At 63.8% G+C, this 25,486-nt stretch carries 25 protein-coding genes; 11 read left to right on the top strand and 14 right to left on the bottom strand.

Annotated elements, in window-relative coordinates:
- Positions 1-15 precede the first annotated feature (15 nt).
- Positions 16-471: a Cd(II)/Pb(II)-responsive transcriptional regulator gene (cadR, locus tag HBJ55_RS09100; protein ID WP_167113269.1), complete on the top strand. Its 456-nt coding sequence runs from the start codon at positions 16-18 to the stop codon at positions 469-471.
- A 120-nt stretch (positions 472-591) separates the two neighbouring features.
- Here cadR and HBJ55_RS09095 read toward each other — a convergent pair whose 3' ends face one another.
- The 5 genes from HBJ55_RS09095 to HBJ55_RS09075 form a co-directional block, all read right to left on the bottom strand.
- Positions 592-1,356 (bottom strand): transporter substrate-binding domain-containing protein, encoded by a 765-nt coding sequence (locus HBJ55_RS09095; RefSeq protein ID WP_167113267.1) that lies wholly within the window; start codon positions 1,354-1,356, stop codon positions 592-594.
- A gap of 120 nt (positions 1,357-1,476) precedes the next feature.
- A complete protein-coding gene (locus tag HBJ55_RS09090) occupies positions 1,477-2,211 on the bottom strand; it encodes an ABC transporter permease (RefSeq protein WP_167113265.1) in 735 nt (244 codons plus the stop codon).
- A gap of 1 nt (position 2,212) precedes the next feature.
- The gene (locus tag HBJ55_RS09085) at positions 2,213-2,914 is read right to left on the bottom strand and encodes an ABC transporter permease (protein ID WP_167113263.1); all 702 of its coding nucleotides are present in this window, start codon (positions 2,912-2,914) and stop codon (positions 2,213-2,215) included.
- Positions 2,915-2,924: 10 nt separating this feature from the next.
- A complete protein-coding gene (locus tag HBJ55_RS09080) occupies positions 2,925-3,695 on the bottom strand; it encodes an ABC transporter ATP-binding protein (protein WP_167113261.1) in 771 nt (256 codons plus the stop codon).
- Positions 3,696-3,936: 241 nt separating this feature from the next.
- Positions 3,937-4,923, bottom strand: a complete 987-nt coding sequence (locus HBJ55_RS09075; RefSeq protein WP_167113259.1) for a succinylglutamate desuccinylase — start codon at positions 4,921-4,923, stop codon at positions 3,937-3,939.
- Positions 4,924-5,123: 200 nt separating this feature from the next.
- Here HBJ55_RS09075 and HBJ55_RS09070 point away from each other — a divergent pair, with 200 nt between their 5' ends.
- Both HBJ55_RS09070 and wrbA read left to right on the top strand, forming a co-directional pair.
- Positions 5,124-6,026 (top strand): class I SAM-dependent methyltransferase, encoded by a 903-nt coding sequence (locus HBJ55_RS09070; protein WP_167113257.1) that lies wholly within the window; start codon positions 5,124-5,126, stop codon positions 6,024-6,026.
- Between the two features lie 114 nt (positions 6,027-6,140).
- Complete coding sequence (gene wrbA, locus HBJ55_RS09065; protein WP_167113255.1) at positions 6,141-6,737, top strand: NAD(P)H:quinone oxidoreductase; 597 nt, start codon at positions 6,141-6,143, stop codon at positions 6,735-6,737.
- A 112-nt stretch (positions 6,738-6,849) separates the two neighbouring features.
- Here the strand turns inward: wrbA and HBJ55_RS09060 are convergent, their stop codons facing one another.
- Both HBJ55_RS09060 and HBJ55_RS09055 read right to left on the bottom strand, forming a co-directional pair.
- Positions 6,850-7,644, bottom strand: coding sequence for a PRC-barrel domain-containing protein (locus HBJ55_RS09060; RefSeq protein WP_167113253.1), 795 nt, complete (start codon positions 7,642-7,644; stop codon positions 6,850-6,852).
- 200 nt (positions 7,645-7,844) lie between these two features.
- Positions 7,845-8,918: a tartrate dehydrogenase gene (locus tag HBJ55_RS09055; protein ID WP_167113251.1), complete on the bottom strand. Its 1,074-nt coding sequence runs from the start codon at positions 8,916-8,918 to the stop codon at positions 7,845-7,847.
- A 117-nt stretch (positions 8,919-9,035) separates the two neighbouring features.
- On the opposite strand from HBJ55_RS09055, the gene HBJ55_RS09050 reads away from it, so the two are divergent.
- Together HBJ55_RS09050 and HBJ55_RS09045 are read left to right on the top strand one after the other, a co-directional pair.
- Positions 9,036-9,998, top strand: a complete 963-nt coding sequence (locus HBJ55_RS09050; protein WP_167113249.1) for a LysR family transcriptional regulator — start codon at positions 9,036-9,038, stop codon at positions 9,996-9,998.
- Positions 9,995-11,320 carry a glycosyltransferase gene (locus tag HBJ55_RS09045; protein ID WP_167113247.1) on the top strand — a complete coding sequence of 442 codons (1,326 nt, stop codon included), beginning with the start codon at positions 9,995-9,997 and terminating at the stop codon, positions 11,318-11,320. The genes HBJ55_RS09050 and HBJ55_RS09045 overlap by 4 nt, the downstream gene beginning before the upstream one ends.
- A 4-nt stretch (positions 11,321-11,324) precedes the next feature.
- Here the strand turns inward: HBJ55_RS09045 and HBJ55_RS09040 are convergent, their stop codons facing one another.
- From HBJ55_RS09040 to HBJ55_RS09030, 3 genes are all read right to left on the bottom strand, one after another.
- Positions 11,325-12,017 (bottom strand): TVP38/TMEM64 family protein, encoded by a 693-nt coding sequence (locus HBJ55_RS09040; protein ID WP_167113245.1) that lies wholly within the window; start codon positions 12,015-12,017, stop codon positions 11,325-11,327.
- 88 nt (positions 12,018-12,105) lie between these two features.
- On the bottom strand, positions 12,106-12,915 hold the full coding sequence (locus HBJ55_RS09035; RefSeq protein ID WP_167113242.1) for a M90 family metallopeptidase: 810 nt from the start codon (positions 12,913-12,915) through the stop codon (positions 12,106-12,108).
- Positions 12,916-12,918: 3 nt separating this feature from the next.
- Positions 12,919-14,487 carry a bifunctional GNAT family N-acetyltransferase/carbon-nitrogen hydrolase family protein gene (locus HBJ55_RS09030; RefSeq protein ID WP_167113240.1) on the bottom strand — a complete coding sequence of 523 codons (1,569 nt, stop codon included), beginning with the start codon at positions 14,485-14,487 and terminating at the stop codon, positions 12,919-12,921.
- 163 nt (positions 14,488-14,650) lie between these two features.
- On the opposite strand from HBJ55_RS09030, the gene HBJ55_RS09025 reads away from it, so the two are divergent.
- The 5 genes from HBJ55_RS09025 (at position 14,651) to HBJ55_RS09005 (ending at position 20,018) form a co-directional block, all read left to right on the top strand.
- Positions 14,651-15,973: an ABC transporter ATP-binding protein gene (locus tag HBJ55_RS09025; protein WP_240936045.1), complete on the top strand. Its 1,323-nt coding sequence runs from the start codon at positions 14,651-14,653 to the stop codon at positions 15,971-15,973.
- On the top strand, positions 15,970-17,295 hold the full coding sequence (locus tag HBJ55_RS09020; protein WP_240936044.1) for an ABC transporter substrate-binding protein: 1,326 nt from the start codon (positions 15,970-15,972) through the stop codon (positions 17,293-17,295). Before HBJ55_RS09025 ends, HBJ55_RS09020 begins: the two co-directional genes overlap by 4 nt.
- A gap of 151 nt (positions 17,296-17,446) precedes the next feature.
- A complete protein-coding gene (locus HBJ55_RS09015) occupies positions 17,447-18,334 on the top strand; it encodes a carbohydrate ABC transporter permease (RefSeq protein ID WP_167113238.1) in 888 nt (295 codons plus the stop codon).
- Between the two features lie 14 nt (positions 18,335-18,348).
- A complete protein-coding gene (locus HBJ55_RS09010) occupies positions 18,349-19,197 on the top strand; it encodes a carbohydrate ABC transporter permease (RefSeq protein WP_167113236.1) in 849 nt (282 codons plus the stop codon).
- A gap of 53 nt (positions 19,198-19,250) precedes the next feature.
- Positions 19,251-20,018, top strand: a complete 768-nt coding sequence (locus tag HBJ55_RS09005) for a MauE/DoxX family redox-associated membrane protein (protein ID WP_167113234.1) — start codon at positions 19,251-19,253, stop codon at positions 20,016-20,018.
- Between the two features lie 57 nt (positions 20,019-20,075).
- Here HBJ55_RS09005 and HBJ55_RS09000 read toward each other — a convergent pair whose 3' ends face one another.
- The gene (locus HBJ55_RS09000) at positions 20,076-21,281 is read right to left on the bottom strand and encodes a diguanylate cyclase (RefSeq protein WP_167113232.1); all 1,206 of its coding nucleotides are present in this window, start codon (positions 21,279-21,281) and stop codon (positions 20,076-20,078) included.
- Positions 21,282-21,430: 149 nt separating this feature from the next.
- The gene (locus tag HBJ55_RS08995) at positions 21,431-22,336 is read right to left on the bottom strand and encodes a DMT family transporter (protein WP_167113230.1); all 906 of its coding nucleotides are present in this window, start codon (positions 22,334-22,336) and stop codon (positions 21,431-21,433) included.
- Between the two features lie 218 nt (positions 22,337-22,554).
- Between HBJ55_RS08995 and HBJ55_RS08990 the strand changes: the two genes are divergently transcribed.
- Positions 22,555-22,959 (top strand): hypothetical protein, encoded by a 405-nt coding sequence (locus HBJ55_RS08990; RefSeq protein WP_167113229.1) that lies wholly within the window; start codon positions 22,555-22,557, stop codon positions 22,957-22,959.
- 27 nt (positions 22,960-22,986) lie between these two features.
- On the opposite strand, the gene HBJ55_RS08985 is transcribed toward HBJ55_RS08990, so the two are convergent.
- Entirely contained in the window at positions 22,987-23,253 is a 267-nt protein-coding gene (locus HBJ55_RS08985) for a DksA/TraR family C4-type zinc finger protein (RefSeq protein ID WP_167113227.1), read from the bottom strand.
- A gap of 167 nt (positions 23,254-23,420) precedes the next feature.
- Positions 23,421-25,475 carry a choline BCCT transporter BetT gene (gene betT, locus HBJ55_RS08980; RefSeq protein WP_167113225.1) on the bottom strand — a complete coding sequence of 685 codons (2,055 nt, stop codon included), beginning with the start codon at positions 25,473-25,475 and terminating at the stop codon, positions 23,421-23,423.
- Positions 25,476-25,486 lie beyond the last annotated feature (11 nt).

Genomic DNA, 25,486 nt, shown 5'->3' with positions numbered 1-25,486 from the left:
ACTTGTGAGGTGCTCATGAAGATCGGTGAACTAGCCACTCGCACGGGCTGCCCGGTGGAAACCATCCGTTACTACGAACGCGAAGGGCTCTTGCCCGAGCCGGCCCGCAGCAGCGCCAACTACCGGCTGTATGCCGAGCCCCACGCCGAGCGGCTGCGCTTCATCCGCCACTGCCGCACGCTGGACATGACGCTGGGCGAGATCCGCACCTTGCTCGACTACCACGACCACCCGCGCCAGCCGTGCAATGCCGTCAATGGCCTGATCGACGACCACTTGGCCCACGTGGAGGCCCGCATCGAGCAATTGCAGGCTCTGCGCCAGGCGCTGGCCACGCTGCGCTCGCGCTGCAACGGCGAGGCCGACTCCAGCCACTGCGGCATCCTGCAGGAGCTGGCTCAGCCTGCATCGCGTGACCTCCCGGTCGAGGCTTTCGAACCCAGCCATGTACCGGGACCACATGGTCATTGATACATTGACGAGTCAGTTCAGGCCGACCAGGGTGCGTGAAGATGCGAAGAATCGGAGAGAAATGCAGAATGAGGAACGGCAACCCTTCCCCGGGCATGCCGGGGAAGGGCGAGGCGTAGCTTACTCTTCGAAATAACGCTGGTAGATTTCGTCGTAGGTGCCATCTTCCTTCAGCGTGGCCAAGGCCTCGTTGAAGCGCTCGGCCAGTGCCTCGTCGCGCGGACGGAAGGCAATGCCGAAGCCGTCGCCGAAGTACTCCTTGGGCTCGGTGATCATTTCACCCACGACCTTGTAGGCCCGCTCGTCACTTTCGAGCAGGGTGGACTTGCCCACCGGAAAGTCGAGGAACACGATGTCCAGGCGCTCGGCTTCCATGTCCAGCACCATGTCGTCGGCGGTGGAGTAGCGGCTGATGTCGGCCACGTCGCCGTAGTGGTCGGTGACATAGTTGTCCTGCAGTGTGCCGCGCTGCACACCGATGGTCATGCCATCGAGGGCTTCGGTGCTGGGCTCGCCGATGTCGGCTTCCTCCGGGGCGAACCAGGCGGAAGGGGGCGTGATGTAGGGATCGGAGAACAGCACGGTGGCGCGGCGCTCGTCGTTGATGGTCATCGACGACATGATGGCATCGTACTTGCGCGACAGCAGGCCGGGGATGATGCCGTCCCACTCCTGCTCGATCCATTCGCAGGTCACGCCGATCTCTTCGCACAGGGCGTTGCCCAGTTCGATATCGAAACCGGTCAGTTCGCCTTCGGGTGTGCGGTACTCCATCGGCTCGTAGGGTACATCGACGCCGAAGCGGACGTGATCGTAGTCACGGGCCTGGGCGGTTCCGGCGGCGATGGCGACGCCCAGCAGGGATACAGTCAGCAGTTTTTTCATCATTCGGTTCCTTGTTTTCGTTCGTGCACCGATCAGGTGACGTCGCGCCTGAATTTAGCGCAGCCACGCCGGGGCCGAAAGTCCCCGAGCGCGGTTTTTCCAACGCCTGTTTGACGTTGATCAGTTCCCGCTCAGCGGCTTCAGGTGTGCCAGAAGCCGCTTCTCGAGATAGCGGAAGAGATAAAGAATCATGAAGGTCAGGCAGAGATAGATCAGCGCGGCAAAGATGAACGCCTCGAAGGGTGCGTAGTAGCGCGCATAAACGAAGCGAGCCGCCCCGGTAATGTCCATCAGAGTGACCACGCTGGCAATGGCGCTGGCGTGCAGCATGAAGATCACCTCGTTGCCGTAGGCCGGCAGGGCGCGGCGGAAGGCGCTGGGCAGGATGATGCGTCGCATCGTCAGCCCCGGCGACATGCCGTAGGCACGCGCCGCCTCGATCTCGCCGCGTGAGGTGGCCTTGATCGCGCCGTGGAAGATCTCGGTGGTGTAGGCGGCGGTATTGAGCGTGAAGGCGATCAGCGCCGGATAGAAGGCTTCCTTCAAAACGGGCCACAGGAAGCTCTCCTGGATGCCGTCCACGAACACCACGCCGTAGTAGATGATATAGAGCTGGACCAGCAGCGGCGTGCCGCGAAACACGTAGGTGTAGAAGTAGACCGGCAGCTTGATCCAGCGATGCTTCGAGCCGCGCAGGATCGCCAGCGGTACCGCCAGAATCAGCCCGATCAGCAACGACACGAATACCAGTTGTGCAGTGGTGACCAGTCCGGTCCAGTAGTAACCGAGGGTCTGCGGGGTAAAGATGACGTTGCCTTCCAGCAGGGTGGCGAGCCATTGGTTCAACTGTTCCATCTCATTGCTCCCCGAAGCCGACGTTGTAGCGCTTCTGCAGGCGGGCGAAGATCCACTCCGACACGCTGGCGATCAGCAGGTAGATGGCTGCCACGGGAATCAAGAAGGTAAACGGCTCGTGGGTGGCGCGGGAGGCCTCGGCGGCGACGCGCACCATGTCGGTGAGACCGATCACCGAGACCAGGGCGGTGGTCTTGAGCAGCACCATCCAGTTGTTGGACAGCCCCGGCAGCGCGTGACGCATCATCAGCGGGAAACGGATGCGCCGGAATACCAGCCACGAACCCATGCCGTAGGCCTTGGCCGCTTCTACCTGACCTTCATCCACCGCCATGAAGGCGCCGCGGAAGGTCTCGCCCATGTAGGCGCCGAAGATGAAGCCGATGGTGATCACGCCGGCAACGAAGGCGTTGAGATCGATGTACCAGTCCACGCCGAACTGGTCATAGAGCTTGTCGGTGATCAGATTCAGCCCCATCTGGCCGCCGAAGAACAACAGCATCATCAGCACCAGGTCGGGTACCCCGCGAATCAGCGTGGTGTAGAGCGTGGCCGTACGATGCAGCAACCAGCTGCGCGACATCTTGGCGCTGGCGGTCAGAAGGCCGAGCAGGACGGCCAGCGTCAGCGACAGCACCGCCAGTTGCAGGGTGACGCCAGCGCCTTCGAGCAGGCGGGGGCCGTAACCGTGAAGATCGAGCATGGTGTCTCCCTCAGTACTTCGGCGCCAGGAACTGCTGAAGCCGCGGCGAGGTGGGGTTGACCAGTACATCCTGGGGCGGCCCGGCCTCCTCTATTACGCCCTGATGCAGATAGATGACCTGGCTGGAGACGTCCCGGGCGAAGCCCATTTCATGGGTCACCACGACCATGGTGCGGCCCTCTTCGGCCAGGTCACGCATGACCTTCAGCACATCGCCGACCAGCTCCGGATCGAGCGCCGAGGTGGGCTCGTCGAACAGCATGACTTCGGGGTCCATGGCCAGCGCCCGGGCAATGGCGCCGCGCTGCTGCTGGCCGCCCGACATCTGCGCCGGGTAGGCGTCGGCGCGTGCGGTCAGGCCGACTCGCTCTAGCAGTGCACGGGCATGCTCGACGGCTTCCTTCTTCGACTTGCCGAGCACGTGAATCGGCGCCTCGATGATGTTCTCCAACAGCGTCATGTGTGCCCAAAGGTTGAAGCTCTGGAACACCATCGACAGCTTGGCGCGCATGCTGACCACCTGCTTCCAGTCCGCCGGCTCGCGGCCGTGTCGGGTCTGCTTGAAGCGGATCTCCTCGCCGTGAACGATCAGGTCGCCCTCGTCGGGCTGCTCGAGCAGGTTCATGCAGCGCAGGAATGTGCTCTTACCGGAGCCGGAGGCTCCGATCAGGGTGATGACGTCGCCCTTGTGAGCCTTTAGTGAAAGGCCCTTTAGGACTTCGGTATCCCCGAAGCGCTTCTTGATGTTGCGTACTTCGAGGGGAATCGGGGTATCGGCCATGGGTCGGGCTCCAGATCGGGACGAGTCGCCAGGGCGACGGCCGGTTAAGCGGGCAGGCGCGAAAAAGGGGCGATTCTAACAGGCCTTGACGCTTTGGTCAGAGCGAACTGAGGCTCGTGCCATGGGACGATGGTCGATGAGGCGGAAGGGAAACATCATGAAAAAGGCTCCTGATTATTATTTTAAAGCGAGATTTTTTTGCTGTAACCAAAGACTTATCTGGGCTTTTCTGTTGCAGGCTTCAATCAGGCGGTGCTGTGGGCCGGGCCAGCAGCGCGGCGCGCGCGCCGAGTTCGACAGCGGCGTTGGGGAATACAACGCTGAGCGGTTGGCCTTCGACGATGAAAGGGCCGGCTTCGGCGTCTTCGGCGAGCCGTGCGCCGGGCTCGAATTCGGTGAAGTTCGGCGTGTCGTCGGCGAAGCACAGGCGGAAGTCGTGCGAACGCCGCATCAGCTCATGAGCGACACGAAAGAATACCATCTGCTCGGGAGCCGCCCCGGCGGGCTCGCGACCTTCGAGCAGTGCCTCCAGCAGGCGTGCCATGGGCGCCAGTTCAGCGAGGTCGTTGTGGCCGAAGGGCAGGGCGCGTCCCAGCTCCAGGGTGAAAGCCTGCGTTTGATGATAATGCTTGGAGTAGTGGGAGAAGGTCCAGCTGTGCTGATGCTGGTGCAGCACCGCCTGGATACCCGCCGCCGCCAGCCAGCGCCACTGTTCGTGATGTGTCGCGGCATCGGCGTAGGGTTCGACCACGAAGCGCGGATAGCGGCTGTCTCGGATCGCCGTGTGCAGGTCGTAGTGAAGGCGCTCGCGCTCGGGGTAGCGGGCGAAGAAGGTATCCACGGCGTGCATCAGCAGGCGGGCGCGATCCGGCTCCATGCCGGTTTCGACGAGATCGCGGCGGAACAGGCGGTTGAGATTGGTGTTCACGTAGCGCTCGGCACGCCGGATCGCCTCGAGGTTGCCCAGGATCACCAGTACCGGTGCGCCCAGCGTCAGCAGCCCCGCTTCGAGGCGTGCCAAACACTCGCCGAGCAGCTCGATGGGAGCGGTCTCGTTGCCGTGGATGCCCACCGAGAGCACGCTGGCATGCGCATCGTAACGGCGTACGGCAGGGCTCAGCTCGAGAATGCCTGCTGCGTGCAGGGTGTAGGTGCCGCCGGGAAGCTTGCCGCTACGTGACTTGGGCGTGGCGTCTTCCAGGCTGAGTTCGATCCATTCCGACAGCATGGGGTGTCCGGGTCGGTTGTGAGTACGATGGTGAGTCCATGGCCACCATCCTGCGCACGGGCTCATATCGCAAGATCGTGCGTCGGGCTGGTGAAAGCCCGGGTGCGATATTGAAACTGGGCGAGCCGACCTTTGGTCAATGGGGGCGGGGCCGGGCGGAGGCTAAGCTGGCTCCTTTCCTACCGTGGCGAGGATCCATCATGCCCAACTATCGAGTCGAGACGGCATTAGACGATTACACCGGCCGGCTCAATGCGCACTACGATGCCGCTGATGCAAGCGGGGGCCAGACTCTGCTGACGAGGTTGCAAGAGGCGTTCAGGGCAGCGGGGTGCGACCCATGTCGACTGAGCCTCGACGACGTGGCGGGAATCGATCAGTTGCATCTCGGCGGGCGCAGCGCCAGCCGTGCCTTGGCGGCACAGGGCGAGCTGAGAGGCGATGAGCGCGTTCTCGATGTCGGCTGCGGTACCGGTGGCACCAGTCGGCTGCTGGCCGCCGAGTATGGCTGTGACGTGGTCGGGATCGACATCACTCCCGCCTTCATCGAAGCGGCGCGCTGGCTCAGCGCGGCCACCGGGCTGACCGAGCGTACGCGCTTTGCGTGCGCCGATGCCGCCAAGGTGCCGCTGCCGGCGGGCAGCGTCGAGGTGGTGTGGTGCCAGCATGCGTTGATGAACATGCCGCACGTGCCGCGGGTGTTGGCCGAGTGGCAACGCCTGCTGACGCCAGGAGGCCGCGTGCTGCTGCACGAACTGGTAGCCGGCGACAACCCCGGGCCATTGGCGTTGCCGGTACCCTGGGCGCGTACCCAGGCCACCAGCCACCTGCGAAGCCGGGAGCAGCTAGAGCGCGCCATGGCGCTGGCCGGGTTCGAACCGCTCGGGGTGGAGGACGTCACCGATGCGGCCCTGGCCTGGCGGCAGGAGCACAGCCGGAGAGAGAGCGGCCCTGACGAAGCGATGCGGGAGGCCGCCTCGCTGCCGGGGCCGGGGTTGATCTTCGGCAGCGAGTTTGCCCGCATGGGGTGCAATCTGCGCGACAATCTGATGGCAGATAAGGTGCGGGTACTTGCCGGCAGTTGGCAGCGCGGGCAGCGATAAATTCGAATCGGTTCGACGAAATGCTTCGCTTTTTTTCACCCCGTTCCTTTCTATGCTGTAGACACTCGCCGGCCAAACCGGCGTTTGAATGGCAATCAAGAAAGGAGGCGCAAGATGACCAAGGTACTCGTGCTCTACCACTCCATGCATGGCCATATCGACACCATGGCCAAGGCCGTGGCCGAAGGCGTACGGCAGGTGGAGGGAGCAGAAGTCGAAGTCAAGCGCGTACCCGAGACCATGGATCCGGAGGCCTTTGCCAAGGCCGGCGGCAAGACCTTCGATACCCCCGAGGCCAAACCCCAGGAATTGGCCGACTACGATGCGATAATCTTCGGTACGCCGACCCGCTTCGGCAACATGACCGGGCAGATGCGCACCTTCCTCGACCAGACCGGCAGCCTGTGGGCCAAGGGAGCGCTGCGCGGCAAGGTCGGCAGCGTGTTCACCTCGACCGGCACCGGCGGCGGCAACGAGACTACCATCCTGACCTCGTGGACCACGCTGGCGCATCACGGCATGCTGATCCTGCCGATCGGCTATGGCCTCGAATCCCAGTTCGATATATCGAGTGTGCAGGGTGGCTCGCCCTATGGGGCCTCGACCCTTGCCGGGCCCGACGGCTCGCGCCAGCCGACCGAACATGAACTGGAGCTGGCCAGGATGCAGGGCAGGAGCGTGGCCGAGGTGGCTCGGAAGCTGGCTGCCTGAAGCAGGCGAGACTGGTGCAGTCCATACCCCTGCAATAAGAAGGAAGGCGCGGCAGAGCCGCGCCTTCCTGGCATGACCGTTCGAGTCATGCGCCAGACCTGCCAGCCAGTGCTTAGTTGCTCTGCATGGCCTCGCGCAGGGTCTGGTTGCCGTCGATTTCCTCGTACTGGTCGCTACCATAGTCGCCGGATTCACCGCTGTCGCCAGATTGAACAACCAGCTCGTTCTCGTTGCGGATCTCCAGTTCGTCGACCGGATAGCCCATCTCGTCCTCACCGAAACCGAGGAAGCCGCCTTCGGAAATGACAACGAATGCCTCGTTGCTCTCGGTGTCGCGAACGACGCGCTCGACGTCACCGATTTCCTTTTCATCCTCTTGGCTATAGACGGTCTTACCTTGGAGCTCGCTGACCTCCATGCTCATCAGGTCATTTTCCTGTGAGGCTTGTTCGGAGTTCTGCTGCTCCTGGGACTGCTGGTCCTGCTGCTGCTGTTCCTCGTCGGAGTCTTTCAGCTTGGCCTCGGCGTCTTCAGCCTCCTGAACCTCCACGTTGGGCTCGCCCTCCTTCTCGACCGTGACCTCGGGCTCGGCCTGATCCACGCTGACGTTGGGGTCCTGCTGCTCGATGGTGACCTCCGGCGGATTCTGTTCGACGGTCACATCGGGCGGCTCCTGCTGAACTTGAACCTCGGCCGGCTCCTGATCGACGTTTACGTCGGCAGGTTCTTCCTCGACATTAATCTCTGCAGAACCACTACCAGACTGAGTCTGGCTGCTCTGATCCTGCATCTGCTGCTGTTCATTCAGCGGCTGGGTCTCCTCATCCTGGGTCTCCTGTGCCAGAAGCCCATGACTCAGACCGGCGCTCAGCGCACCTACCGCAATGGCAATTGCTGTCCTTTTCATGCCGTTCCTCCTTACTCCATTGGCTTGCCTTGTGTGCTTGCAATGATCAGGCTAGACGACGAATCGGCTGAGCTGTCGCTCTCTTACGAGAATGCAACGAAATCCAACCTTTTTTTACATTGGAGCTTCTGGTTGCCTTTGGGCGTGTCAGCGACACGGCGTGGCTCCAGCACGCCATGCCGCCAGAACCAGGCCTGCCGTCAGGTCTCGATCCGCCGCGCGATTGCCTCTCCCAGCGTCTTGGTAGAGCCCTGGCCGCCCACGTCGGGCGTGAGCACGGCCGGGTCGGCCTCTGTCAGCACCGCTTCGAAGGCGTCGACGATCGCCTTGGCGGCGTCGGCGTGGCCCAAGTGCTCGAGCATCATGGCGCCGGACCAGATCTGGCCGATGGGGTTGGCGATGCTCTTGCCGGCGATGTCCGGGGCGCTGCCGTGAACCGGTTCGAACAGGCTGGGGAACGTGCCCTCAGGGTTGATGTTGGCCGAAGGGGCAACACCGATGGTGCCCGTACAGGCCGGACCCAGGTCGGAGAGAATGTCGCCGAACAGGTTGCTTGCCACCACTACGTCGAACCAGTCGGGGTGCATGACGAAGTTGGCGGTGAGGATGTCGATGTGGAACTTGTCGACGCTGACCTCGGGGTAGTGGCCCGTCATGGCCACGACCCGCTCGTCCCACCACGGCATGGTAATGGCAATGCCATTGGACTTGGTGGCCGAGGTGAGCTTCTTTCGCGGCCGGCTCTGGGCCAGGTCGAAGGCGAACTTCAGCACTCGGTCGGTGCCGTAGCGAGTCATCACCGTTTCCTGGATGACCACCTCGCGCTCGGTGCCCTCGAACATCTTGCCGCCGACACTCGAGTACTCGCCCTCGGTGTTCTCGCGCACCACGTAGAAGTCGATGTCGCCGGGCTTGCGATCAGCCAGCGGGCTCTTGATGCCGGGCAGCAGCTTGCACGGCCGCAAATTGATGTACTGGTCGAACTGACGGCGGAACTGCAGCAGCGAACCCCACAGGGAGATGTGGTCCGGCACCTTCTCCGGCCAGCCCACGGCGCCGTAGAAGATGGCATCGAAATCCTTGAGCTGCTCGAACCAGTCGTCGGGCATCATCTTGCCGTGCTTTTCGTAATAGTCGCAGCAGGCGAAGTCGAAGTGGGTCAGCTCCAGGTCGATATCGAAGCGCTTGGCGGCGGCTTCTAGAGCGCGCAGGCCTTCCGGCATCACTTCGTTGCCGATGCCGTCGCCGGGAATGACAGCGATACGATGGGTCATGGTCGGTTCCTCGAGTGGTTGAGGTCAGGTGTCGAGCTGCCACCAGTCTAGCCCTTGGCTTTATCGAGATAATCGGGCTGAATGGAAAGGTATTGTTGAACGAGAGTGGAGAGTGGCATGGCTCAGCTCGACGATCTTGGCTTCTTCCAACAGTTGGCCCGTGCCGGGAGCCTGACGGCCACGGCGCGTGAGCTGGGCCTGTCGCTGTCGGCGGTGAGCAAGCGCCTCAAGCAGCTCGAGGCGCGCCTGGGCGTGGAGTTGGCCAGCCGTACCACGCGACGGCTGTCGTTGACTGCCGAGGGCGAGCGCTACCTGGCGCGGGGCGCGGCCATTCTCGAGGAACTTGCCGAGCTGGAGGAGGCGCTGGGCGAGCAGCAGGCGGCGCTATCGGGTCCGCTCAGGGTAAATGCCACCTTCGGCTTCGGCCGGCGCCACGTGGCGCCGCTGCTCTCGGCGTTCTGTGCCCGACATCCCGGCGTCGAGGCCGTGCTCGAGCTTTCCAATTACCCGCTGAGCCTTGGTGAGCAGGGCTTCGATGTCGGTGTACGCGTGGGGGAACCGCCTGATTCGCGTCTGGTGGCCCGGCGCATCCTCGCCAACCGTCGGGTGCTGTGCGCCTCGCCCGATTACGTGGCGAACATGGCGCCGCTCACTGAGCCGGCCGATCTGGCCGCTCACGCCTGCCTGATGCTGCGCGAGAACGAGAGCGACTACGCCGTGTGGCGCCTGTGTCGGCGTGACGGCAGGGAGGCCGAACAGGCGATGAAAGTGGCCGGCCCGCTGACCAGCAACGACGGCGAGGCGATCGTGCAGTGGGCGCTCGACGGCCATGGTATCGTGCTGCGCTCCTGGTGGGACATCCACCGGCAACTGGAATGCGGGAAACTGGTCGAATTGCTGCCCGAGTGGCAGGGCGTGCGTGCCGATTTCCATGCCGTCTACCAGCAGCGGCGCCACGTACCGGCACGCATCCGCGCTTTCGTTGCCTATCTTGAGCAGGAGATGCCTCGGCGGGTACCTGCGCCGGGTCGTACGGAACTGGCCAATCGGCCCCCAGATGGAGGAGACCGTCTCCCTTGAACGTTCTCATGTTCACCAATACCTATGCGCCCATCGTGGGCGGGGTCAGTGAATCCGTGCAGCGTCTCAAGACGCAGTTGCAGTTGGCGGGGCATGACGTCCTGGTGGTGGCGCCACGTCTCGAAGGGCAGCCGCACAGGGAAGACAATGTCGTGCGGGTGGCGGCGGTGCAGCATTTCAACGGCAGCGACTTTTCGCTACCGGTGCCGATTCCTGGCCAACTGATCGAGGCGGTCGAGGCGTTCGACCCCGATGTGGTGCATTCCCACCACCCCTTCCTGCTGGGCGATACTGCGGCTCGAGTGGCCGATACCTACGGCCTGCCGTTGGTCTTTACCCACCATACCCTCTACGAGCACTACACCCATTACGTGCCGGGGGACTCACCGATGATGCAGCGCTTCGCCAAGGCGCTGGCCACGCAGTACTCGCACATGTGCGACGAGGTGATCGCACCCAGCGAAAGCATTCGCCAGCTGCTGCTCGAGCGCGGTGCCAATACTTCGATCTCGGTGGTGCCCAGCGGCGTCGATGTCGCACGCTTCGCTTCGGGAAACGCGGAGGCCTGGCGCAAACGGCTCGGCATCCCGCTCGACGCCTATGTGGTCGGTCACCTGGGGCGGCTGGCTCGGGAGAAGAACCTGCTGTTTTTGACAGAGGCGGTAACAAGCGCTCTGAGGCAACTGCCCCAGGCGCATTTCCTGGTGGTCGGTAGTGGCGATGCCCGCGCGGCCATGTACGACCTTGCCAGGCAGCAGGACGTAGCGGACCGGGTACATTTCACTGGCAACCTACAGGGGCCGGCACTGGTCGACGCCTACCACGCCATGGACATCTTTGCTTTCGCTTCGCACAGCGAGACGCAGGGTATGGTCATTGCCGAAGCGATGGCCACCGGGCTGCCCGTGGTCGCCGTCGATGCGCCCGGCATCCGCGAGATGGTCGGCGACGAACGCAACGGCCGCCTGCTGGCCCGGGACGACGCCGAGATCATGTCGCAGGCACTGGTGGCGCTGAGCGATGCCGAGCGGCGCCGGACCATGTCAGTCGCGGCACGCAGGACAGCGGAGCAGGTGGACGAAGCGCGCTGCGCCGAGCGCTGCCTGGCTGTCTATCGCCGTGCCATCGCCGCGGGCGGTCCCTACACGCATGCCGACGAGGGAGGTTGGGAGCGGGTACGGGCTCGGCTCGGTGCCGAGTGGCGAATGCTGCGTCACCGTGGCCGGCTGCTCAAGCACCTCGTGCAGGGGGAGTGGGACCAGGAGCGCCCGAGCTGGTGGCCGGGGCGTCGCGAAGGGGAGTCGGAATTGCCGCCCAAGTGAGCTATCAGCTGCGGTGCTTGCGGCGCTTGCGGCGCCAGTCGGCCCAACGCTTGAGGCCGTAGAGCAGGGCGATTCCGGCGGCGATACCACCCGCGGACCAGGCCAGCTCTTGGCGATTCTCGGCGGTCAACAACGAGCCGAGCTGACTGCCGAGCAGGATGATGGCCGCAAGTCCCGGTGTCAGCCCGATGACCGTTCCCAGCATGTAGTCGCGAAAGCGTATGTGAAAGGCACCGGCCATCATATTGGTCAGCGTGAAGGGCGCAAGCGGCAGCAGGCTGACCAGCGTCATGGTGCGAATGCCGCGTCCGGCCAGGTAGCGCGACAGGCCTTGAAGGCGAGTGCCGCCATGGCGCATCAGGGCGTCACGCCCCAGCCGTCGTCCCAGCCAATAGGTCACGACGGAGCCGGCCAGGGTCCCGGCGAAGGAATAGATGAAGCCCCATACGGGACCGAACAGCAGGCCAGCGAGAACCACCAGCACGCTCATCGGGAACAGGGTCAGTGAAGCGACAAGATAGGCCCCGACCACTATCGCGCCCGCCCAGGGCGAGTCGCGCCATGACAGCGAGCCCTGCATCAGCGCGTACAACGTAGTGGCATCGAGCAGGTCGCGCGCAGCCAGCCATTGCCACAGCAGGCCGAGGGAAGCCAGCAAGGCGAGGGCGATCAGCAACAGGGCGATCTTGCGCGACATAGATGGATTCCGCAGCCTCGAAAAGCTTCATCATAGAACAAAGCGCTCGCTGACCGATGGCCCTTGGGCGCATTTCCAACTGCTGCGTTTAGAGGTCTTGTCGCCCGGGCAGGCGCTGTAGTGGCTGCTGGCCGAAATAACGTGTGAGCAGCGCGTAGAGATCCGGATAGGCGGCATCGAGCGCGTCGGGGGCGGTGAAGAAGTACTCGCAGCAAACGGCGAAGCATTCGCCGGGGTGGGTGGCGGCGTAGTCGTCGATGGGGGGCGTGTCGCCGCGTTCCAGGTGCGCCTGCAGGTCGTCCCACACCGCGGTGAATACGCGATGCCACTCCTTGGGATCGATATCGCGCGGCAGTGGCGGAAAACCGTCGACATCGAGTGAGTTGCCCATGTCGAGCTTGTGGGCGAGCTCGTGTATCACCACGTTGAAGCCGCTGAAATCGCCGCTCTCCATCAGGTCGGGAAAGGCCACCACCACCGGGCCCTGGTGCGAGGTCTCGCCGGCACGTTCGTCCTCGTAGGCGTGCACCACGCCGAACTCATCCATCTCCTCCACTTGACGATGAAAGGCATCCGGCAGGATCAGGATCTCGTGGAAGCCCGAGAAGGCTTCATCGTGGTCGTCATCGGACCAGCCCAGCGTCAGCAGGCAGGCCTGGGCGGCCAGGGCCAGTTGGGCGGGTTGGTCGAAGGGCGTGCTCTGGATCAGCTCCGGGTGCAGGCTCATGCGCTTGGCATGCAGGAAGCGCCAGGCGCGCCGCCCCAATCGCTGCGCATCCTGATCGTCGAGAGAGGCCAGCAGCGGCAGCCTCGAGCGTGCCTCGGCCCAGGCCGATTCGGGAAAGGGATGGCGGGCCTCGAAGCGCTCGGCCCGCCAGCGGCGCAGGCGGTCAAGCATGCTTCAACTCTCTTCCTGCCGGGCGCCGGACTTCCACGACCAGTCGCGCCAGCGCAGGTCGAACAGATCCTTGCGACGATCCTTGAGGTTGGTCACCGAGCCCTCGGCGCGCACCACGGTGAGGCGGGTGAGGTCGAGGTCGGAGAAGATCACCATCTCGGTGTTGGGCGTGGTCTCGGAGAGCACCGCATCGTGGGGGAAGGCGAAATCCGAAGGCGAGAACACCGCCGACTGGGCGTACTGGATGTCAAGGTTGCGAATCGACGGCACGTTACCCACGCTGCCGCACAACACCACGTAGCATTCGTTCTCGATGGCCCGCGCCTGGGCGCAGTGGCGCACCCGCAGGTAACCGTTCTTGGTATCGGTCCAGAACGGCACGAAGAGAATGTCCATGTCCTGATCGGCCAGCAGCCGGCCGAGCTCGGGGAACTCCACGTCGTAGCAGATCAGGATGCCGACACGCCCTGCGTCGGTGTCGAACACGCGCAACTCGTCGCCACCTTCGATCACCCATTCGCGACGCTCCTGGGGCGTGATGTGCAGCTTCGACTGGTGCTCCACGTCGCCGTCGCGGTGGCACAGGTAGCTGACGTTGTAGAGTCGGTCGTCCTCGCCCATCTCGATCATCGAGCCGGCGATGATGTTGATGTTGTAGGACACCGCCATGCGTGACAGCTCGTTCTTGAACTGCTCGGTAAAGCCCGCCAGGTAGCGGATGGCGGCGATCTGGTCCTGCTGGGTGGCGCGGTCCTGCAGCCCCATCAGCGGTGCGTTGAACAGCTCCGGGAAGACGGCGAAATCGCTCTGGTAGCTGGAGATGGCGTCGACGAAGTACTCAACCTGCTGCAGTACCGACTCCACCGAGGCGCATTCGCGCATCTGCCACTGCACGGCGCCGATGCGTACCTGGGTGGGGCGGTTCTCCAGCACCCGCTCGGCGGGTTCATAGAGAATATTGTTCCACTCCAGCAGGGTGGCATAGCCCTGGGATTTCTCGTCCTCCGGCAGGTATTTGCGCAGCAGCCGTTTGACCTGGAAGTCGTTGGCCAACTGGAACGAGAGGATCGGGTCGTGGACCTCCTTGCGCGCCACCCGCTCGATGTACTCGGTGGGGCTGAGATCCGGGTATTCGTGATAGTTGGGGATGCGTCCGCCGGCGAGTATCGCCCGCAGGTTGAGCGAGCGGCACAGTTCCTTGCGCGCCTCGTAGAGACGCCGGCCCAGGCGGTAGCCGCGATAGTCGGGGTGGATCAGCACGTCCAGCCCGTACATGGCGTCGCCTTCGGGGTCGTTGAGGATAATCTCGCGATTACCCACCAGGTCGTCGTACTTGTGCGGATTGGAGAATTCGTCGTAGTCGACCCGCACGGTCAGCGCCACGCCTACCAGCCGCTCGTCGTCCTCGATGGCGATCTGGCCGTCGGGGAACTCCTGGATCAGCCGATCGATGGTGTGCTGCGGCCAGGCGCCGCCGATGTCGTCATAGACGGCATCCATCAGCTTCTTGAGCTGCGGGTAATCGTCCTGCGTCAGGTTGCGGAGGTTGAGGTGCAGGTCGTCAAGGGACATTGCGCTCGGTTCCTGATCAGGGTGGAAGGCGCATTCTAACACGGCGTATGCGCCTGCCCGACCGTAGCCGGACAGTGGCCGTGTGTCACCGCTCTGTCACCGAAACGCTTCACCATGGCCGCAAAACGACGCATAAGCGGCTACGCTGAGTTCGGGAGAGTCGATGACAGCCATGCCACGCCTTCACGGGCAACGCGGACGCAGCATGAACCCAGACAACAATCATCAGGCCCAGAATCCGCCCAGCCAGCCAACCATCTCGCAGCCCGGCTCGAGGGAGCGCCAGCGCATTCGGCTCGAGGCCGTGAGCAAGCGCTGGGGCGATACCACCGCCGTCGATGGCATCGGCTTCGACGTGGCGCCGGGCGAGTTCGTCATCCTGCTCGGCCCCTCGGGCTGCGGCAAGTCGACCACGCTGCGCATGATTGCCGGCCTCGAGCAGGCCAGCGCCGGGCGCATTCATATCGGCGAGCGCGACGTCACTCACCTGCCGCCGGGCGACCGGGGGCTGAGCATGGTGTTCCAGTCCTACGCGCTGTTCCCTCACTTGAGCGTGGCCGACAATATCGTCTTCGGGTTGCGCAGCCGCAAGGTACCCAAGGCCGAGCGCCAAGAACGGCTGGCGCGGGTTGCCGAGCTGGTCGATCTCGGAGCCTATCTCGAACGCAAGCCTGCCCAGCTGTCGGGTGGCCAGCGCCAGCGGGTTGCCCTGGCCCGGTCGATCATTTCCGAACACCCCATCTGCCTGATGGACGAACCGCTGTCCAACCTCGATGCCCGCCTGCGCGGCGAGATGCGACGCGAAATCAAGGCGCTGCAGCGGCGTCTCGGCATGACGGTGATCTATGTCACCCACGATCAGGTCGAGGCGATGAGCATGGGCGACCGAGTGATCCTGATGCAGGACGGGCGCATCGTACAGGATGGCACCCCCGACGAACTCTATGACCGCCCGGCAACGGCCTTTGCCGCCGGCTTCATCGGCAGCCCGGCGATGAATCTGGTGCCGCTTGCCGCCGCCGCCGACGGCGCGGTCATTGCAGGCGAGCCGCACTGCAGCGTGGCGGCTCACGAGGCCAAGGGCCACTGGTTCGGCGTTCGTCCCGAGGACATCCGCCTGCTGCCGGCCGACGCCCCTGGCGTGCCCGCCACGGTGATCGATGCCGAGTACCTGGGAGCCGACAGCATCGTGCGGCTGCAGGTCGGCAGCCAGCAGCTGCGCGCGCGCCCCGAAGGCAAGCCGGAGATGGCCACCGGCACTGCCTGTCGGCTGCAGTGGCGGCGCGAGGCGGCCCACTTCTTCGCCGCGGACGATGGCCGGCGACTGGCGATCGCAGGGCACGATCTCTCCGCGCCGCCTGGCCGGCATCGCTTCGAGCCGCACTCTCCTGGCTTAACGGGTGCGGCGGTTTCCACAGTGCAAGACAACGAGGCTCAGGCCTCGTCCAACCACGCAGGGAACGACTCTCCAGGAGTGAACCGATGAACGCACGCTTTTCGCTCGCAAAAGACAGCCTCGCAAAGCGCAGCCGAATGGGGGCCGCGGCCGTGGCCGGCCTGCTGGCCGCCGGCTCCCTGAACGCCCAGGCCCAGGCCCAGACCGAGCTGACCATGTACTACCCGGTAGCGGTGGGCGGTGCCCTGACCGATGTGATCGATGGCCTGGTGGCCGAGTTCGAGAATGAACACCCGGACATCGCGGTGAATGCCATCTACGCCGGCAACTATGACGACACCCGGGTGCGGGCAATGTCGGCCATCGAGGCGAACGAGGCGCCCCAGCTCTCGGTGCTGTTCTCCATCGATCTGTTCGATCTGCTTGAGCAGGACGTCATCCTCGCCTTCGACGAGGTGGTCGAGACCGACGAGGAGCGCGAATGGCTCGACAGCTTCTACCCGGGACTGATGGAGAACGGCCAGATCGACGGCCAGACCTACGGCATCCCCTTCCAGCGTTCGACTATCGTGCTCTACTGGAACAAGGACGCCTTCGAAGCCGCCGGGCTCGACCCCGAAACTCCCCCCGAAACCTGGCAGGAGATGGCCGAGATGGCCGCTGCAGTGCGCGAGGCCAGCGGCGGCGAGCAGTGGGGCGTGATGGTACCCTCCACTGGCTATCCCTACTGGATGTTCCAGGCTTTCGCCTTTCAGAACGGCCACCGGCTGATGAACGAGGAGGGCACCGAGGTCTACTTCGACGACCCCGCCGCCATCGAGGCGCTGGAGTACTGGGTGGCGCTTGCTGACGAGCACGAGGCCATGCCCGACGGCACCATCGAATGGGGCACCCTGCGCCAGAACTTCCTCGAAGAGTCTACCGCCATGATGTGGCACAGCACCGGTAACCTCACCGCGGTACGCAACGAGGCCTCCTTCGACTTCGGCGTGGCCATGCTGCCGATGAAGGAACAGCGCGGCAGCCCCACCGGTGGCGGCAACTTCTACTTGTTCAAGGGCAGCAGCGAGGAGGAGCAGCACGCCGCGATGACCTTCATCCGCTGGATGACCGATCCCGAGCGTGCCGCGGCCTGGTCGATCGAGACCGGCTACATGGGGGTGAGTCCGGCGGCCTACGAGACCGAGGCGCTGCGCAACTACGTCGAAGAGTTCCCGCCGGCCGCGGTGGCCCGCGACCAGCTCGAGCACGCCACCGCGGAACTGGCCACCTATCAGGGTGGGCGCGTGCGCCGGGCGCTGGACAACGCCGTGCAGGCGGCGCTGACCGGGCAGATGTCGCCCGAGGAGGCGCTCAAGCAGGCCCAGGCCGAAGCTGACGCGGCGCTGCGCCGCTACGCACGTTCCCGTTGAGGGCAGGCTGAAGCAGACGCAGAAGAGGACGCCGGAAGCAAAGGACAATGAGGAGGCGCTGTGAATCCCTCCTTGGACGCTACATTTGCCATCCAGGGCGGGACCTCCTCATTGACCTATCCCCGGCGCCACGCGGCGCAGGAGGCAAGCCATGCTGATCCGACACGCTGACCGACGCATGCAGATCTATGGCGCGCTATTGCTGCTGCCGGCGGCGGTACTGCTCGGCACCTTCGCCTACCTGCCTACCGTGGCCACGCTGATCAATAGCTTCTTCCTGCCCGGTTTCCGCGGCGCACCGCCGGAGTTCGTCGGGCTGGAGAACTACGCCATGCTGGTCGAGGACGCCACCTTCTGGAAGGTGGCGCGCAACAACCTGATCTATGCGCTGGGCACGATCCCCACCTCCATCGCCCTGGCGCTGGGCATGGCGCTGTTCGTCAATGCCCGCCTGCCGGGGCGCGGCTTCGTGCGCATGGCCTACTTCACGCCGACCATCCTGCCGATGATCGCCGCGGCCAACATCTGGATGTTCTTCTACGCCCCGCAGATCGGCCTGTTCAACAAGCTGCTCGGCGCGCTGGGGCTCTCCGGCGTCAACTGGCTGGGCGACCCCAGCATGGCGCTGACTTCGGTGATCGTGATGACCGTGTGGAAGGAGGCCGGCTTCTTCATGATCTTCTACCTGGCGGCGCTGCAGAGCATCCCGCCGGAACTCGAGGAGGCCTCGGATCTCGAGGGCACCAGTCGCTGGAGCTTCTTCTGGCGTGTGACCTTCCCGCTGCTGATGCCGACCACACTGTTCGTGCTGATCAATGCGCTGATCAATGCCGTGCGCGTGGTCGACCATCTGTTCATCCTGACCAAGGGCGGGCCCAACAACGCCACCAACCTGCTGCTCTACTACGTCTACGAGAATGCCTTCTCGTTCTTCGACCGCACCTACGCCGCCACCATTACGGTGGTGATCCTGCTGGTGCTGGCCGTGGTGGCGACGCTCAAGTTCACCGTGCTCGACCACCGGACGCACTATCAATGAAGGGCCGCGAGACAATGAACCAGACCGCGATAACAGCGAGCTCTCGCAAGCTACTCAACTTGGGGGTGCCGAGCCTCGAGACCACGGCCGCCTGGCTGCTGGCCATCGTCTGGATCTTCCCGTTGCTCTACGCGATCTGGGCAGCCTTTCATCCATCGGCCTTCATGGTGCGCTTCGACCTGCTCGCCCCGCTGACGCTGGAAAACTTCGCCAACGCCTGGGCCCAGGCGCCGTTTGCGCGCTATTACGTCAACACCTTCCTGCTGGTCACCGGGGTGGTATTGGCGCAGTTCGTGGTCTGCACCCTGGCCGGCTTCGCCTTCGCGCGTTTCCCCATCCCCGGCAAGGACATCCTGTTCATGCTGGTGCTGATCCAGTTGTTCGTCTTTCCCGAGGTGCTGATCGTCGAGAACTACCGTATCGCCAGCGGCCTGGGGCTGGTCGACACCATCACCGGCATCGGGCTGCCGTACGTCGCCAGCGCCTTCGGCATCTTCCTGTTGCGACAGACCTTCAAGACCATCCCCCGCGAGCTGGAGGAAGCCGCTCGGGTGGAGGGCTGCGGCTGGATGGCGATCCTGCTCAAGGTCTACGTGCCCTTGGCCAAGCCCACCTACCTGGCCTACGGGCTGGTCTCGATCAGCCACCACTGGAACAACTTCCTGTGGCCGCTGGTGGTGACCAACTCGGTGGAGAGCCGCCCGCTCACCGTGGGGCTGGGAATCTTCTCGGCGCCGGAAACCGGCGTCAACTGGGCCACCGTCAGCGCCGCTACCCTGCTCAGTATCGCGCCGCTGCTGGTCGCCTTCCTGCTCTTCCAGCGCCAGTTCGTGCAGTCGTTCCTCAGGGCGGGGATTCGCTGATAAAAGTCGATTGACTACCCTTGGGGGGAATGCATGACCCAAGGAGAGATGTCATGGCTCATGGACAGACGGCGGAGCAGGGCAAGCAGGCCCAGCTATATCGCATGGTCATGGAAGAGCATCTGTGCCCCTTCGGCCTGAAGAGCAAGGATCTGCTGGAGCGCAAGGGCTTCGATGTCGAAGATCATCACCTGACCACGCGGGATGAGACGGAAGCCTTCATGAGCGAACAGGGGGTGGATACGACGCCCCAGACCTTCATCGATGGCCGACGTATCGGCGGCTATGACGAGCTGCGCGAGTATTTCGGACTGGATTCGCCGGACGAGGACGAGACCACCTACCAGCCGGTGATCGCGCTGTTTGCCACGGCGCTGCTGATGGGGCTTGCCGTGAGCTGGACCGCGACCGGCTCGCTGATAAGCGCGAGGATGCCGGAGTATTTCGTGGCCATCGCCATGGCCCTGCTGGGGTTGCAGAAGCTCAAGGACGTGGAGAGCTTCAGCACCATGTTTCTCAACTACGATCAGCTGGCCCAGCGCCAGGTGCGCTATGGCTATGTCTATCCCTATGCCGAGACGCTGGCGGGGATCCTGATGCTGGCTGGTGCCCTGGTCTGGCTGGCCGCGCCCGTGGCGCTGTTCATCGGTACGGTGGGCGCCGTCTCGGTGTTCAAGGCAGTTTACATCGACAAGCGCGAACTCAAGTGCGCCTGCGTCGGCGGTGACAGCAAGGTACCGCTAGGCTTTGTCTCGTTGACCGAGAACCTGATCATGGTCGGCATGGGCATCTGGATGCCGCTGCGCATGTACGTGCTATAGCGCTGTGCCTGGTGTCGGCTCTTCCTGGCCGGCTGGGTCGTATCAGGCCTCGGCGTTTCATGCGGGTAGCGGCCCATCCTGTAGCGGTGCCAGCACGCTGCGGTTACGCCCCGCACGCTTGGCCTGGAAGAGCGCCGCGTCGGCGATCGAGAGCAGTGTGGCGGGTTCCATCGATTCGTGAGGTCGCAGGGCAGCCGCGCCGACGCTTACGGTGATCACCCCAGGGCCTGCCTGGGGAATGGCGAGTGCCTCGATGCCCTGCCGGATACGCTGGGCGGCGCGCATCGTCGAAGACACCGAGGCGTTCGGCAACAGCACGACGAACTCCTCGCCACCATAGCGCACGACCAGATCGACCTCATTCCGGATATGGTTCTGCATCTCCTGGGCGACCTGGCGCAGGCAGGCGTCTCCCTTCAGGTGGCCGTAATGGTCGTTGTAATCCTTGAAGTGGTCGATATCGATGACCAGCATGCCAAGCACGGTGTTCCCGGCGAGTGCCTCGTCCCAGCGCAGCTCCAGCATGGTATCGAAGTGGCGTCGGTTGGCGACGCCGGTCAGAGGGTCGGTGATGGAGATCTTGGTCAGGGCCTGGTTGTCATGAAGCGCGGCGTTGGCTCTGAGCTGCTCGCGTAGCAGCAGCAGGTAGGATTGGCGCTCGCTGGCTTCGAGACGGAAATTGGCCAGTAAGGTGAAGACGGCACTCGAGGCAAAGAGAACCAACGTATTGATTTTTACTGCACTGTCAGTGTAGCTGTAGGGCACCACGAAAGCCGTCATGATAACCCCGCAAAGCAGCGATGAGGCGAGGGCGAAGCCGAAGCGCAGCGAAAAGAGAATGTTGCCCACTACCAGAATCAGGCCGAACGAGAAGGTATCGAGAAACGAATAGGATGACCTGGATAGGTAAAAGATCAGGCTGGAGCACAGCATTCCCAAGACAAGGGTAGCGGCCATCGTCGCTTCACGCATGGCCGGTGACAGACGGCGGCGTACACAGTAGAGCGCCACGATAGCTGCGGGAGTCATCAGGCCGAAGCGGATCCAGGCAGCGGTTTGCATCGACTCTGGACGAATGACGTAGTCGTTCAATATATAGAGATCGTAGATCACTAGCGCCACGATGCCGGCGATCAGTAGATGACGCCTGCGTCGAGCGGAGGTATCGGCCTCGAAGCGGTCTTCTACCACGGCACTGAAGCGCAGGCGATACCAGGGTCTGAACAGGTCCGCTTCAACGGCTTGCAGTAGGGTTTCTTTCACAGCCGGTACCCCCTCACGTCATCGGCACCATTTTTGGGTTGGTGCTCTGAAGGGTTTATCGGCCTATGCAGTTTTAACTTTATTTTTCTCCCGTCTTTTTCCCTCATCGTGGCGGGGCGACATTTGGGTTCGATCGAGCACTGTGCCGTTCAGGATCTTACGTTGCGCGGGGCCTTGCTGATGAGGGGATGGGTCAACGTCTGGGCCATGATCACCCCAGCCAGTACCAGCACGCCACCGACCAGGTGGAACGCCGCGATTTGCTCGCCGAGAAGGGCCATGGCGATCAGAGCGCTGAACAGCGGCATCAGGTTGATGAAGATGCTGGCCTGGCTGGCGCCGATCTGGCGGATGGCACGCATCCACAGGAAGGTCGTCACGATCGAGGCGGGGATACCGGCGTAGAGGATCAGCCACACGTTCTGGCCGTCGATCGGGGTCATCGGCCCCATCAGGTAGGGGGGCAGCAGGAACAGTACGGCGAACACCACCTGGGCATAGAGCACCACCCAGGGCGGCAGGCCCAGCGGCCAGCGCTTGAGCATCACTCCATAGAGCGCGTAGCAGGTGGCAGCCACCACCATCAGCAGGTCGCCAAGGGCCACCTGAAGATCCAGCAGCGTGAGCGGGTCGCCCCGGCCCAACAGCACCAGCACCCCGAACAGCGCGAGTAGACCGCCCAGCGTGCCGCCGCGGCTGGGCGCCTCACGCAGGATCAGGGCGCTGAGCAGTACCGTCAACAATGGCACCATGGCCGCCAGAATGCCCATGTTGGTGGCCGTGGTGGTCTCGGCGGCCACGTAGGCAAGCCCTTGCCAGAGCCCCATGCCGAGCAGTCCCAGTACGGCCAGCTTGGGCCATTCGCGGCGTAGCGCTTGGCGGTGGCGCCAGGCGGCCGGCAACACGAAAGGGGTCAGCACGGCTAACGCCAGCACCCAGCGCAAGAATGCGATGCTGCTGGGAGCGATCGTTCCCACGGTGAGCTGGTTGATGGTCATGTTGCCCGACCAGATCAGCACGGCTCCCAAGGGGGGCAGGAAGTAGAGCAGCGGCATGGCGACCTCATGAGCATGAAGAAGCCCCGCTGGCGCCGGGGCTTGCAAGGGCTCCATGATATCGAGCCGCTGCCGCGCTGAAAACGATAAGGAGACTAACGGACGTCGCGAAGAGCGATTTGCGACCGCGAGGCTTGCCGACGCGTGATTACGCCTATGCTGATAGGCGATCGAATGATCCTGTCTGACAGACACGATGTAAGTGCCGAGGTGACGCCATGGAAGTACGACACTGCGGATGGATACTGTGTGCCGCTCTGGTGCTGGCCGGCTGTGATAACGAGGAGCCGGATGCGGCGCCGAATGACGAGCCGGCACTGCAGGACGCCGTTGCGTATGTGGGCCGCTGGGCCGCCGAGCCGGCCTGGTGTGCGCGGGGCGGCGAAGAGCGGGCAATCACGATTTCCCCGTCGCGCTTCGAGGGGTACGAAAATGTCTGCGAGCTGGAAGCGACGCAGGAGTCCGAAAATGTCTGGACGGGTCAGCTCGAGTGCTCGAGCGAAGGAACGGAGACCAGCGAGCGGATTCGCATGGAGCTCGAGGATCATGAGGCGATGACGCTGACCTGGCTTGATCGCGACGATGCCCAGGTGTCGCTGATGCGCTGTCCCCTGGATGAATGACGGCGAATCGGGGTGTCGGCAGCTCGGTCAGCGCAGCTGGCTGTCCTTGCTGCCACGCCGGTTGTAGCCGCTGTAGGCCGTGCGCTGCCTGTCGCGCTCACTCTGGCAGGCGATGCACAGGCGTACGCCGGGCATGACGTCGCGACGCGCCTGGGGAATCGGTTCACCGCACTCCTCGCAGTGCGTCAGGCTCTCGCCCCGAGGCAACTCGCTGCGCGCCCGCTGCAATGCATCCTCGACGGTGCTGTCGATCTGCTCTTGTACCGCTCCGTCTCGTGACCAGCCGCCTGCCATGTTGGCCTCCTTCGGCGCTTCGCGTGCCGACTCTCTAGCCTCTCAGTTTGAAGTATCCGGTAGAACCTTGCCAGCCGGCGGGACCTTGTAAACCGGCTGGGCCTTATAAAAAGACGAGCCCCACCATAGTGGGGCTCGCCGGGTCAGGCGATGCCGCGAACGGCCGGCTAAGGTGCGGGTTCGGCCTGTGGAATGTTATCTCCCTCCGTTGGGCGGTTGGGGATGGTTTCCAGATAGCCCTGCTCGCTGGCGTGGGCCAGGAAACGTAGATGCCGCTGGTACTCGTTGAGAACGTCATGCACGACCTGCAGGCGCGTATAGCCGTTGAGGTCTTGTCCCAGGCCGCCCTCGGCGAGATGCACGTCGAGCCGCAGGTAATAGTCGTCATCCGCGGGCAGGAAGCTCGGCGGCTGCAGTCGCGTTGGCTGGATGCCGTAGATAAAGCTGGGGGCGCCGTCGAAATCGACCTGCAGGGTCGGGAAGAGCAACCGGGTGCCCTCCACCTGCCGTTCGCTGACGCTGGCCTGCTGTCCGCGCCGGGTCAATTCTTCCGCCAACTCGGTCAGCGCCGGACGAATAGCGTGGCGCAGGGTGGCCTCGGCGCCATTCTGCGTGGTGCCGTCCAGGGTGCGGTCGAGGCGCTCGCGCCAATCGCTGCTGGCCACACCACTGGCGGTCACCTGGTGGCGGGCATCGGCCTTGCCGGTCTCGACCTTCAATGAGCGGTACATGCCGATCATGGTCAGGAAGATGATCGCCGAGAACGGCAGGGCGGTGATCACCACAGCGCTCTGCAGGGTGCGCAGCCCGCCGGCCATCAGCAGCGCCAGGGTGATCAGGCCGATGATGGCCGACCAGAAGATGCGCAGCCGAGCGGGGGCGTCATGATTCACGTCGCGCAGCACATAGGTGAAGTTGGACAGTACCAAGGCGCCCGAATCGGCTGAAGTGACGAAGAAGACGATGCTCAGCACCAGCACGACGGTAGCGGTGACACCGACCAGGGGCAGCTGCTCGAGGAAGGTGTAGATGGTGGCCGGTGGCTGGTTCACGGCTTGTTCGCCGAGTACCACCAGGCCCTGATCGACCATGTCGATACCGCTGTTGCCGAAGACCGACATCATCACCATCACGAAGATCAGCGGGATGAACAGGGCGCCGGCGACGAATTCGCGGATGGTACGGCCACGGGAGATACGGGCCAGGAACAGGCCGACGAAGGGTGCCCAGGCGATCCACCAGCCCCAGAAGAACACCGTCCAGCCGTTGAACCAGCCCTGCGCCTCGGGCGCGTAGGCATAGGTGTCGAAGCTCTTTCCGGTCAGCGCGACCAGGTAGTCGCCGGTGTTCATGACGAACATATTGAGCAGCCCGAGGGTGTCGCCCTGGAGCAACACGAACAGCACGAGGCCGGCGATGAGCAACAGGTTGAGTTCCGACAGCCGGCGGATGCCGCGCTTGACGCCGCTCACCACCGACAGGGTGGCCAGGGTTACCACCAGCAGGATCAGCATAACCTGGGCGGGGAGCCCTTCGGGTATGCCGAACAGGTAGGTCAGGCCGTAGTTCATCTGCATCACGCCGATGCCCAGCGCGGTCGCAATACCGAACACGGTAGCCAGCACGGCGGTGATATCCACGGCATTCCCGATGGGGCCGTAGATGCGCTTGCCCAGCAGCGGATAGAGCGTGGAGCGAATCGCTAGCGGCAGCCGGTGGCGATAGCTGAAATAGGCCAGAGCCATGCCCATCAGCACGTAGAGCCCCCAGCCCGAGATGCCCCAGTGCATGAAAGTCTGCACGATGGCGCGACGCTGGGCTTCGGCGGTGCCACCTTCACCGAGCGGCGGATTGAGATAGTGGGTCAGCGGTTCGGAGACCACGAAGAACAGGATTGCGCCGCCAAGCCCGGCGGCAAACAGCATGGCCGACCACGACAGCAGCGAGAATTCCGGGCGCGAATGATCCGGGCCCAGGCGAATCTTGCCGAATCGCGAGAAGCCGATCATGACCACGAAGACCAGGTAGGCGACAACCGCCAGCATGTAGTACCAGCCGAAGGTATTGCCGATCCAGTCCAGCCCGGCATTGAAGAATGCCGTGGCGTGTTCGGTGAAGGCGATGGCATAGATCAGGAAGATCACGATGCCGGCCACCGAGCCGTGGAAGACGGCCGGGTTGAGTCGATTGCTCGACTCGTTGGCGGGGTGTGGGAGTGTCATGGGGGAGAGCC

Source organism: Billgrantia bachuensis (assembly GCF_011742165.1).
GTDB classification, from domain to species: Bacteria; Pseudomonadota; Gammaproteobacteria; order Pseudomonadales; family Halomonadaceae; genus Halomonas; species Halomonas bachuensis.
Note: the sequence above shows the minus strand (reverse complement) of the source record. Positions and strands in the feature narration are given on the sequence as shown.

What these genes read in the sequence shown, in the direction of transcription:
- cadR (WP_167113269.1), top strand. Translation starts at nt 16, where the DNA reads ATGAAGATCGGTGAACTAGCCACTCGCACGGGCTGCCCGGTGGAAACC.
- HBJ55_RS09095 (WP_167113267.1), bottom strand. Translation starts at nt 1,356, where the DNA reads ATGAAAAAACTGCTGACTGTATCCCTGCTGGGCGTCGCCATCGCCGCC.
- HBJ55_RS09090 (WP_167113265.1), bottom strand. Translation starts at nt 2,211, where the DNA reads ATGGAACAGTTGAACCAATGGCTCGCCACCCTGCTGGAAGGCAACGTC.
- HBJ55_RS09085 (WP_167113263.1), bottom strand. Translation starts at nt 2,914, where the DNA reads ATGCTCGATCTTCACGGTTACGGCCCCCGCCTGCTCGAAGGCGCTGGC.
- HBJ55_RS09080 (WP_167113261.1), bottom strand. Translation starts at nt 3,695, where the DNA reads ATGGCCGATACCCCGATTCCCCTCGAAGTACGCAACATCAAGAAGCGC.
- HBJ55_RS09075 (WP_167113259.1), bottom strand. Translation starts at nt 4,923, where the DNA reads ATGCTGTCGGAATGGATCGAACTCAGCCTGGAAGACGCCACGCCCAAG.
- HBJ55_RS09070 (WP_167113257.1), top strand. Translation starts at nt 5,124, where the DNA reads ATGCCCAACTATCGAGTCGAGACGGCATTAGACGATTACACCGGCCGG.
- wrbA (WP_167113255.1), top strand. Translation starts at nt 6,141, where the DNA reads ATGACCAAGGTACTCGTGCTCTACCACTCCATGCATGGCCATATCGAC.
- HBJ55_RS09060 (WP_167113253.1), bottom strand. Translation starts at nt 7,644, where the DNA reads ATGAAAAGGACAGCAATTGCCATTGCGGTAGGTGCGCTGAGCGCCGGT.
- HBJ55_RS09055 (WP_167113251.1), bottom strand. Translation starts at nt 8,918, where the DNA reads ATGACCCATCGTATCGCTGTCATTCCCGGCGACGGCATCGGCAACGAA.
- HBJ55_RS09050 (WP_167113249.1), top strand. Translation starts at nt 9,036, where the DNA reads ATGGCTCAGCTCGACGATCTTGGCTTCTTCCAACAGTTGGCCCGTGCC.
- HBJ55_RS09040 (WP_167113245.1), bottom strand. Translation starts at nt 12,017, where the DNA reads ATGTCGCGCAAGATCGCCCTGTTGCTGATCGCCCTCGCCTTGCTGGCT.
- HBJ55_RS09035 (WP_167113242.1), bottom strand. Translation starts at nt 12,915, where the DNA reads ATGCTTGACCGCCTGCGCCGCTGGCGGGCCGAGCGCTTCGAGGCCCGC.
- HBJ55_RS09030 (WP_167113240.1), bottom strand. Translation starts at nt 14,487, where the DNA reads ATGTCCCTTGACGACCTGCACCTCAACCTCCGCAACCTGACGCAGGAC.
- HBJ55_RS09025 (WP_240936045.1), top strand. Translation starts at nt 14,651, where the DNA reads ATGACAGCCATGCCACGCCTTCACGGGCAACGCGGACGCAGCATGAAC.
- HBJ55_RS09020 (WP_240936044.1), top strand. Translation starts at nt 15,970, where the DNA reads ATGAACGCACGCTTTTCGCTCGCAAAAGACAGCCTCGCAAAGCGCAGC.
- HBJ55_RS09015 (WP_167113238.1), top strand. Translation starts at nt 17,447, where the DNA reads ATGCTGATCCGACACGCTGACCGACGCATGCAGATCTATGGCGCGCTA.
- HBJ55_RS09010 (WP_167113236.1), top strand. Translation starts at nt 18,349, where the DNA reads ATGAACCAGACCGCGATAACAGCGAGCTCTCGCAAGCTACTCAACTTG.
- HBJ55_RS09005 (WP_167113234.1), top strand. Translation starts at nt 19,251, where the DNA reads ATGGCTCATGGACAGACGGCGGAGCAGGGCAAGCAGGCCCAGCTATAT.
- HBJ55_RS08995 (WP_167113230.1), bottom strand. Translation starts at nt 22,336, where the DNA reads ATGCCGCTGCTCTACTTCCTGCCCCCCTTGGGAGCCGTGCTGATCTGG.
- HBJ55_RS08990 (WP_167113229.1), top strand. Translation starts at nt 22,555, where the DNA reads ATGGAAGTACGACACTGCGGATGGATACTGTGTGCCGCTCTGGTGCTG.
- HBJ55_RS08985 (WP_167113227.1), bottom strand. Translation starts at nt 23,253, where the DNA reads ATGGCAGGCGGCTGGTCACGAGACGGAGCGGTACAAGAGCAGATCGAC.
- betT (WP_167113225.1), bottom strand. Translation starts at nt 25,475, where the DNA reads ATGACACTCCCACACCCCGCCAACGAGTCGAGCAATCGACTCAACCCG.